Here is a 7,866-nt window from a genome sequence, read left to right as displayed (position 1 = left end):
TCATATCATCTCTTTCTCTCATATTATTTAGCCCTCATTATTTTTCTAAAAGATTTTTCAAATATATTTAATCCTTTCTTTAGTTCATCCTTCGGTATAGTCAATGGTGGAATAAATTTTATGACTTCACCAGCGCTGCCACATCCGCTTATTACAAGACCATTATTAAAACATTCCTTGATTATATCTTTGGATATATTACCATCTCCAGTATCAATACCGTATATCATTCCCTTTCCTCTAAGATCTATATTTTTATAATCCTTAATTAAATCAGATAGGTATGAATACATGTAATCTCCTTTTTCCCTTACTTTATTAGTAAATTCATCATTATCAAAATAATCTAAGGCTTTTTTCCCAGCAACAAATGATATACCTTGTCCCCTAAATGTACCTGTATGTTCACCAGGTTGCCAGTACTTATCATATTCTGGTTTATTCAAAGTAACAGCAAGAGGTGTGCCATATCCACCTATTCCTTTTGCAAGGGTTATAATATCTGGATCTAAATCGAGATTCTCAAAACTAAAATAATTACCTGTCCTTCCACAACCAACTTGTATATCATCAATTATAAATAGCGCATTAATTTCTCTAGCCAATTCCCTGACAGATTGTAGCCATTTGGTACCTGCAACCCTAACACCTCCCTCAGCTTGTATTGTTTCTATTAAAAAAGCTGCAGGGGGCAAAACCCCTGATGCAGGATCATTAAACATTTCTTTTAAATCCTCTAATGTTTTTATATGGTGTTCTAAATCAATTTTTTTAATGTTTGTTTCATAACAATAGGGAAGTTTCAGTGTTGATAGTGATTCAGAACCTGGAAACTGCCTATAGTGTTTATTGCCTGTGCAGCCTAAGGAACCCAATGTCATTCCGTGGAAGCCATGTGAAAATGAGACAACTAAATTCCTTGAGGTAACCTTTTTAGCTAATTTTATTGCGGCCTCTACTGCATTAGTTCCTGTTGGCCCTGTAAATTGTATTTTGTAGTTCATCTTTCTTGGTTCTAGTATTGTATTTACAAATTTCTTAATAAATTCTCTTTTATGTTTTGTGTATAAATCTAAGCTGTGTGCTATACCATCTGATTTTAAAAAGTTTATAATCTCTTCCTTTAAAAGGTTGTTATTATGACCAAAATTTAAAACACCAGCTCCTGCAAAAAAATCTATATAACTAGTGCCCATTTCATCAACAAGTTTAGCGTTTGATGCAGAAACAAAAACTGTTGGCATACTTCTGCAATATGCTCTAACATTTGATTCCCATTTTTCAAAAATCTCCATATTATTTGACATATGCTACTCTCCTAATGCTAAATAATTTTTTTATTTGTATCAACTAAGTTGATTAATAATTTACTAGCAGGTTCAATTAATTTGTCATTAAAGTCATATTTTGAATTATGACATATTATGTTATGATTATTTCCATCATCACTACCCAATAATGCATATGCCCCGGGTATCTTTTGCAGATAATAACTAAAGTCCTCTGAGGCCATTACTGGTAGTGGTATATCACTTTCCCAGTCCTTGCCAAATATTTCTTCTATACTTGATCTCATTTTAAGGGCTGCTTTTTCATAGTTTATTGTTGCGTTATAACGCGGTTTAATCTCTATAATTGCCTTAGTTTCATAAGCTGTTGCTATATCATGAGATATTTTAGTAATCATTTTTCCTATATGATCCCTTAAGGATGTTGTTTCGATTCTCATTATGCCCTCAATCTTTACGCTATCAGGAATTGTTGTGATACTACTGCCTGCATTCATCTTTGTAATACTTAAGACAGCCTTTTTGTGAGGGGATATTCTTCTACTTATTATATGTTGGAGTGAATTAACTATTGTTGAGGCAGCAATTATAGGATCACGACACTTTTCAGGTTGGCTTGAGTGCCCACCTTTACCAATTACTTCTATATGAAATGTAGCATTTGCAGCCATAATTGGTCCAATAGGACATGCAGCTTTGCCAAATTTAATTTCAGGCCAGTTATGCCAACCATAAATAAAATCAATATTATTTAAAACACCCTCATCGAGTATTTTTTTTGCACCATGACCGCCTTCTTCAGCTGGTTGAAATATAAACGTTACTGGACCCTTTAGGCTATTTTCATGTTGTTTTAACCATATAGCTGTTGCTAAAAGTGTTGCAGTATGGCCATCATGACCACAAGCATGCATAACTTTATTTACTTTTGATTTATAAGGCAAATCTGTCTTTTCTTCTATTGGGAGTGCGTCAATATCTGCCCTTAAGGCAATATGATCCCCTTTAAGTGAATTACCTATTGTAGCTATTGTTGCTGTTTTAACACATTCTATATAACTAATATTATATTTTTCTAGTTTTTCTCTTATTTTTTTAGCTGTATTAAATTCACTCCAACCTATTTCGGGATTACTGTGCAAATAATGTCTAAAATCAATTGCTTCATCTATTAAATCTTTAAATTTTATTGTCATTATACGTTTCAAAATAGCTTTTATTTATTAATTTACAGAAGTCTAAATCTAACGATGTTATCAGTCAAGGTATAAATTTATATAATTAAAATTTGGTTAGAAATTATATTTATAAAATATTATTTATTAAATAAATCTATTATAATGTATAAAAAAGCTCCTGTTATAAATCCATCAATAAATGACCATAAGATACCAATTAATAAACCTTTAAAAGTTTTAGTATTGAAGCCAAAATAGGCTAGTGAGACAAATATTAAGATTTTTTTAATCAATGATTTATTTTCAAATAGTAGCAGAAAAGAGAAAATCAGTGTATATATAAGGGCAAATTTAGTTGAAAAATATAACATGTTTCACTAATAATACAAAAAGATTGTGTTTAGCACAATCTAAACATTAACCAAAGTTTAATCTATGATTTAAATAATAAAGCAGATTAGATTATATATTTATTATTTTAGCATATTCAGCGATTCCCTTATAAAATCATCTAGATCTTTAGGTGTCCTACTTGTAACGAAGTTTTTATCTACAACTACAGATTTATCTTCAAAAATTGCACCTGCATTTTTTATATCTTGTATTATTGATTTATAGCCTGTCATTCTTACGCCCTTTATTACATCAGCAGTAATTAATAATTGTGGACCGTGGCATATTGCAAAAATTGGTTTTTTACTCTCAGCAAAATTTTTAACAAAATTAACAAACCTATCATCTGCCCTAAGTATATCAGGAGAAAAACCTCCTGGGATTAGTAATGCATCAAAATCATTGACGCTAACCTCATCAATAGATTTTTCAGGCACAACACTTGCTTTACCATTTTTCCCTTTAACAGATTTACCAGCTTCAAAACTTATATTTATTACCTCATATCCCTTTTCTTTAAAAGCCTTTACAGGTTCTGTATATTCAGAATCTTCAAAATAATCTGCAACGACAACTGCTATTTTTTTCATCTTTCACCTCCTTTTAAAGCAATATAGTAGATAAAATTAAAATAGCAAGTGCTCCAATAAAGCCACTAATAAGTGTAGCTAGTGTTTGTAGTTTATAACCTTCTTTTACAGTCATATTAGAGAAACCTGTTACAACCCAGAAATAACTGTCATTTGCATGGGATACGACCATAGAACCAGCCCCAATTGCTAGAACAGTTAAAGCCTTTGCAATGCTACTTGTTAAACCAAGAGGGTCTAATAAAGGGGTGATCAATGATGCTGTAGTTATAATTGCTACAGTTGATGAGCCTTGAGCACTTTTTAAGGCAGCTGCTATAAGAAAAGGTAAGAGTAGACCAATATTCATATTAGTTAAATAGTTACTTATAACATTTGATAATGAGGAATCCCTTAATATTTGACCGAATGCTCCTCCAGCTGCTGTAATAAGAATAATAATTGCGGCATTTTTAACTCCCAACCCAACCCAACCTTCGGTAGAGAGCATGTCTTTTGTTATTTTCTTTGGGATCAGCAGGCAGAATAGGAAGCCTGTAAGCAGTGCTACCGAGGGATTTCCTATAAATTGTAAACATTCTTTTAAAGTACTCTCTCCGAAGGGTTTTGTTGGAAATTCAGATATAGATTTTAATACTATTAAAATAATTGGAATAGCAATCGGTAGGATTGATTTTATTAAAGAGACTTCTTTTGTATTAACTGTATTATTTGTATTATCTTCTTTATTATTGCTACTTTCTAAGTCAGGTTCAATATAGATTCTTTTACCATATATATTGGCAAAGGCTAATCCGCTTAGTGAAACGGGTATTGATACAATAATTCCTAGCATAATAACCAAACCAAGATCAGCTCCAATAATGCCAGCTGCTGCAACAGGTCCAGGGGTAGGGGGTACTAGGGTATGACTTGCATATAGACCTATTGACAGTGAGATAGCTGTAATTGACAAACTTAAGCCTGATTTTTTTGTAAGTGCTTTATTTAAAGGCGATAGTATAACAAAACCGGAATCACAAAATACTGGGATAGACACTATATACCCCATAATGTTCATAACCAAAGGAGTATTCTTCTCTTTAAATAGTTTTAATAAGTTTGTAGCAATAACGTAAGCCCCACCTGTTTTTTCAAGATAAACCCCAATAATTGTACCAACGACAATGACGATACCTATTGATTTTAAGGTTGACCCAAAACCTTCAACTAATGAATTTGAAATTTGACTTGGTTCCATGCCTGAAAGAAGGCCAAAGAGTAGACCTGCAAACAAGAGTGTCAAAAAAGGATGCAGACTAACCTTTGATATTGCATAGACTAAGAGAAATATTATGAATATAAGTAGTAATATTAAGTATAGGTCATACATAATTATTTAAACTTATTTAATATTAAATCTGCTACTTTTTTACCTGATAATAGCATTCCACCAAAGATTGGTCCCATCCTTGGAGCCCCACACACTGCATTTGCTGCCATTCCTACTACATATAGATTTGGATATATTTCTTTAGTATTATTTTCAATATTGCTTTCAGCAACCTCTGCCCACATTGGTTTCTCGCCTATAACCCCTCCAGTATCTGTTTTTAGTTTGGCACCAATTTTATTACACACTATTTTGCAGACTTCACAGTCATGTCCTGTTGCATCAACTACTACCTTTGATTTTATAACAAGGGGATCTACATGTAGTTTTGCTATATCTGTTGCACTCCACGATAAAACCAAACCCTCTATGCAATCATTTTCTCTAATAACCACATCCTCTACACTTATTGTATTAAATATTTTGCAACCAGATTTTGAAGCTTTTGATATTATTGAACTTGTTGCCTCAATAGATGAAGCTAAATAATAGTTTTTTTCATAGTTAGTATAATTTATTTCAAATTCATCTAAGAGTTCTCTTCCTTCACTTTGAACAACTATATAAGGAAACATCATGCCCCCTCCCCACATTCCTCCACCAGGGGACAATTTTCTCTCAAAGACAACAGTCTTTAATCCAGCTTTTGATAGATAGTATGCAGCAGTTAGACCTGATGGTCCTGCCCCTACTATTGCAACGTCACAGTCTGTGTAGCTTGTAAAGTCCTTTGAAAAACTTTCAACAATAGCCCTCGTTATAACTCTCTCATCAATTATTTCCATATCTTATCTAGCCCCCTTAATATTATTATAGCAAAAATATTATATAACAAAATTATGATGTTGCAAATAGAATTATTTATTGTATAATATAAATAAATATTCATACATTAAATATGGGATAATTGTTGAGTTACGTTGTAATTGTACTAACATGTTTTAAGGAAAATTCTATTGATTTTTTATTTTTTTATAGCATTACATTGTTTAATGATAAATATATCAACTATAAAATAAATAATATATCTATAGTTAAAGAGAGGCCTTTAAGATGGGAATAATGAATGAAGAAGAATATAAAGATAGTTTAAAGGCATTAAAACCAACAGTATATCACTTTGGTAAAAAGATAGATAACATATTTGATGATCCAATAATAGTTTCACATATTAATGCAGCAGGAGAGACGTATAAAGCTGCCTTTGACCCAGAATCTACTAGGTTAGCTACTGCAAACTCACATTTAGCAGGGGAGAAGATTAACCGATTTACCCATATACATCAAAGTGTAGATGACCTTATTAAGAAAGTGAAATTACTTAGAATGCTTGGTCAGAGAACTGGGACGTGTTTTCAAAGGTGTGTTGGCCTAGATGGATTATCAGCAGTATATTCAACAACCTTTGAAATGGATAGAAAACTAGGTACAGATTATCATAAAAGGTTTATTGAATATTTAAAATATGTTCAATCAAAGGATTTAATGCTTGCAGGTTCAATGACAGATCCTAAGGGGGATAGATCAAAAAAACCCTCTGAACAACGTGATAAAGATATGTTTTTGCGAATTGTCAAGAAGAACAGTGAAGGCATTATAGTTAATGGTGCAAAGATGCATCAAACAGGCATTGTAAATTCTCATGAAATACTAGTTATGCCTACGCAAGCTTTAAAAGAAGGTGATAAGGATTATGCAGTATCCATTGCTATCCCAGTAGATGCAAAAGGGGTAATACATATTTTTGGCAGACAAACAAATGATCTAAGGCGCTACCAAGAAAATAATATTGATGTAGGTAACAAAAAATATGGTGTTGTTGGAGGTGAGGCTCTAACAATATTTGATAATGTATTTGTGCCTTGGGATAGGGTTTTTATGTGTGGCGAGACTGATTATGCAAAAATGCTTGTATATTTATTTGCTACATACCATAGACAAAACTATGGAGCATGTAAGACAGGTCTTGCAGATGTTTTAATAGGAGCTTCTGCTTTGGCAGCTGAATATAATGGCGTAGAAAAAGCAAGTCATATTAAAGATAAATTAGCCGAGATGATACACCTTACAGAGACCCTCTATTGTGCCTCAGTTGCTTGTTCAGCAGAGGGTATAAAGTTGTCTTCTAATGCTTATTTTCCCTCACCACTTCTTGCAAATGTTAGTAAACATAATATAACGAGATTTATCTATGAAATTTTTAGAATATCCCATGATATTGCTGGGGGATATATTGCAACTATGCCATCAGAAAATGATCTTTGTTGTCCAGAAATCTCTGGATATATAGAAAAATATTTGAAGGGGTCAACTAAAGGAAAATCTATAAATAGAATAAGGATCGGTAGGCTTATAGAGAATATGACTGGTGGTACTGCACAGGTTGAATCAATGCATGGAGCTGGTTCCCCACAAGCTCAACGTATCATGTATCTAAGAGAGGCTAATATAGATATTAAGAAAAAACTGGCAGAGAAGTTATCAGGTATTAAAGAAGATTAAAATGAACACTGAATTTATATTTTGCGGTGGATGTAATCCTATTTATGATAGGCTTTATCTAAAAGATCTATTAGTTAAGAAACTTAATAGTAATTTGCCTATTTTAATTATATTGAATGGTTGCTTTATGGCATGTGAAAAAGTAGACGATTATTGTGGTTATGAGGTGGTTATCAATATATCAGATTACTTAGATCTATTTAATAAATCTAATAATAGTGAAGAAAAGATTGCAAATAGGGTATTGGAAGAATTAAAAAATATAGATAAAAAATATACAGGAGGTAAAGATGGCTATATATGTAGCAGGAACATCACATAGCAAATTTGGAAGATTAGAGGATAAAAGTATCTATGATTTAATTTGTGAAGCTGGAAAAGGTGCCTTAGAAGATAGTAATATAGAGGCTAAGGATATTGGCGGAATCTGGGTAGGGAATTTTAATGCACCCGTTTTGAATAATCAAAGTCATTTGGGTCCAATTGCTCTTGATATTCACAAGGATTTCAGGTTTAAGCCAGCTACAAGTGTGGAAAACGCT

Annotated in this window: 8 protein-coding genes; 3 read left to right on the top strand and 5 right to left on the bottom strand. The window is 32.4% G+C overall.

What is annotated here, in order from left to right; all coding sequences use genetic code 11:
- Nucleotides 1–23: 23 nt before the first annotated feature.
- From SVN78_06735 to SVN78_06715, 5 genes are all read right to left on the bottom strand, one after another.
- Nucleotides 24–1,307, bottom strand: a complete 1,284-nt coding sequence (locus SVN78_06735) for an aspartate aminotransferase family protein (protein MDY6821300.1) — start codon at nt 1,305–1,307, stop codon at nt 24–26.
- Between the two features lie 17 nt (nt 1,308–1,324).
- Entirely contained in the window at nt 1,325–2,485 is a 1,161-nt protein-coding gene (gene doeB2 / locus SVN78_06730; protein ID MDY6821299.1) for a N(2)-acetyl-L-2,4-diaminobutanoate deacetylase DoeB2, read from the bottom strand.
- A 455-nt stretch (nt 2,486–2,940) separates the two neighbouring features.
- Nucleotides 2,941–3,450 (bottom strand): type 1 glutamine amidotransferase domain-containing protein, encoded by a 510-nt coding sequence (locus SVN78_06725; GenBank protein MDY6821298.1) that lies wholly within the window; start codon nt 3,448–3,450, stop codon nt 2,941–2,943.
- 13 nt (nt 3,451–3,463) lie between these two features.
- On the bottom strand, nt 3,464–4,822 hold the full coding sequence (locus SVN78_06720; protein ID MDY6821297.1) for a GntP family permease: 1,359 nt from the start codon (nt 4,820–4,822) through the stop codon (nt 3,464–3,466).
- A gap of 2 nt (nt 4,823–4,824) precedes the next feature.
- Complete coding sequence (locus tag SVN78_06715; GenBank protein MDY6821296.1) at nt 4,825–5,607, bottom strand: sulfide-dependent adenosine diphosphate thiazole synthase; 783 nt, start codon at nt 5,605–5,607, stop codon at nt 4,825–4,827.
- A gap of 268 nt (nt 5,608–5,875) precedes the next feature.
- Between SVN78_06715 and SVN78_06710 the strand changes: the two genes are divergently transcribed.
- The 3 genes from SVN78_06710 to SVN78_06700 all read left to right on the top strand — a co-directional run.
- On the top strand, nt 5,876–7,324 hold the full coding sequence (locus SVN78_06710) for a 4-hydroxyphenylacetate 3-hydroxylase family protein (GenBank protein MDY6821295.1): 1,449 nt from the start codon (nt 5,876–5,878) through the stop codon (nt 7,322–7,324).
- A 1-nt stretch (nt 7,325) separates the two neighbouring features.
- Nucleotides 7,326–7,646, top strand: a complete 321-nt coding sequence (locus SVN78_06705; GenBank protein MDY6821294.1) for a hypothetical protein — start codon at nt 7,326–7,328, stop codon at nt 7,644–7,646.
- Nucleotides 7,615–7,866, top strand: a 252-nt coding sequence (locus tag SVN78_06700; GenBank protein ID MDY6821293.1) for a propanoyl-CoA acyltransferase, incomplete at its 3' end; no start/stop codon positions are given. The genes SVN78_06705 and SVN78_06700, both read left to right, overlap by 32 nt.

It is taken from the genome of Deferribacterota bacterium (genome assembly GCA_034189185.1).
Classification (GTDB): Bacteria; Chrysiogenota; Deferribacteres; order Deferribacterales; family UBA228; genus UBA228.
The sequence above is the reverse complement of the archived record's forward strand: the minus strand, read 5'-3'. Positions and strand labels throughout refer to the sequence as shown.